1 protein-coding gene and 1 pseudogene are annotated in these 1497 nt (G+C 36.5%); one reads left to right on the top strand and one right to left on the bottom strand.

From position 1 onward, the window contains the following. Positions 1-141 precede the first annotated feature (141 nt). Positions 142-474: pseudogene (locus O9290_RS20310) on the bottom strand (glycosyltransferase); the annotation flags it as partial. 49 nt (positions 475-523) lie between these two features. Between O9290_RS20310 and O9290_RS20305 the strand changes: the two are divergent. Beyond that, the coding region (locus tag O9290_RS20305) for an IS630 family transposase (protein WP_288087468.1) at positions 524-1497 on the top strand (974 nt) is incomplete at its 3' end.

Genomic DNA, 1497 nt, shown 5'->3' with positions numbered 1-1497 from the left:
GGAACCCTTATAGAGAAAGGCATTTAGCGATTTTTGTCAATTGTTTTTATCTAGAGCGAACTAATCAATTAAGTCTCTTGCCAGATAAGGATTTAGTCGATTTATGCCCCCCTATCGAACCATAACAAGTAACGAAGAGCCTAAATTTTTAATTCCTGTAACTAATCCCTCGATACTATCGGGTTCAACTAAAAAACCAGTTTTTCCATCTTCGATAATTTCTACCGGACCACCGCGACGATAGGCAACTACGGGAACACCACAGGCTAAAGCTTCAATAGCCCCGTTACCAAAAGCCTCAACCCAGCGCGGGGTCATCAACAGGCCAAAACAGTCGCCTAACTCTTTTTGAAGGCTCTCGGTGGGCAAAAAACCGCGATAATCGACTAAATCGAAATTATAGTTATCCTGTAAATTTTGCCAGTAGAGAAGATCGGAAATATGACCGAAAACCCGTAAAGGTAAGCTAAAACGCACTTAAACCACCTAAAATAGAAATAGTAATTTTAGAAAAATCCTACTTATGCCAGCTAAAGATTTCCTAGATTTAGAAGAAAAGAAAAACTTACAAAAAGCTCTTAAAGAAGAAGAAAGAGCAGAAGTTAGGGAAAGAATTTTAATGTTTCTCTTGCTGAACGACGGAAAAACTCAACGAGAAATAGCTGAGTTTATTGGTTGTTCACTCAAAACAGTCGCCCCTTGGTGTGTTCATGGCGATCCTAACAATTTAGAAAGTCTAGAAGATGGGAGAAAAAATGGAAATCATAAAAAAGCCACAGAGGAATATATTAATTTACTATTGAAAATAGTTGATGAAGACCCGAAGGAATTGGGATATGAATTCGGGAGATGGACAGCGGCAAGATTAGCAGAGCATCTAGAAAAGGAAACAGAAATTAAACTGAGTGGCTCGCAAGTGAGAAGAATATTGAGAAGAAAAAAGTATGTGTATATCTGGGCAAAATATAGTCTAGAAGATAAGCAAGACAAGAAATTAAGAAAAGCATTTAAAGAAAAATTAGATGAATATTTAAAGTTAGCGAAAGAAAAGCCAGAGTCAATCCAGGTATGGTTTTGGGATGAGTGTGGATTTAGTTTGAGAGTAATAAGAAGGAGAGCTTGGACAAAAAAAGGAAAGCGAAAAAAAGTGAATGGGCAAAGAAAAAGAGGAAGGGTGAATGTGATGGGAGCCTTAAGATATAATGATAAAAAAAGAGTCTGTTTTATGATCAAAAAAGGAAATTCAGAAACTTTCCATGAACAATTAAAGAAACTTCATGAAGAGATTCGTCAAGAATGGATAAACTTGGGAAATCTGCCTGAAGATTTTCGAGAAAAGGGACCTAAGATTATCATTATATTAGACAATGCTAGTTATCACAAAAAGAAAGATGTTATTGAGCAGGTGGAAAAAGAGTTGCCCAATATTAGGCTAGAGTTTTTACCAGCTTATAGTCCAGATTACAACCTAATAGAATTAGTGTGGCATTCCGCTAA

It is taken from the genome of Microcystis sp. LE19-41.2A (assembly GCF_027530405.1).
Taxonomy (GTDB): Bacteria; Cyanobacteriota; Cyanobacteriia; order Cyanobacteriales; family Microcystaceae; genus Microcystis; species Microcystis aeruginosa.
Note: the sequence above shows the minus strand (reverse complement) of the source record. Positions and strands in the feature narration are given on the sequence as shown.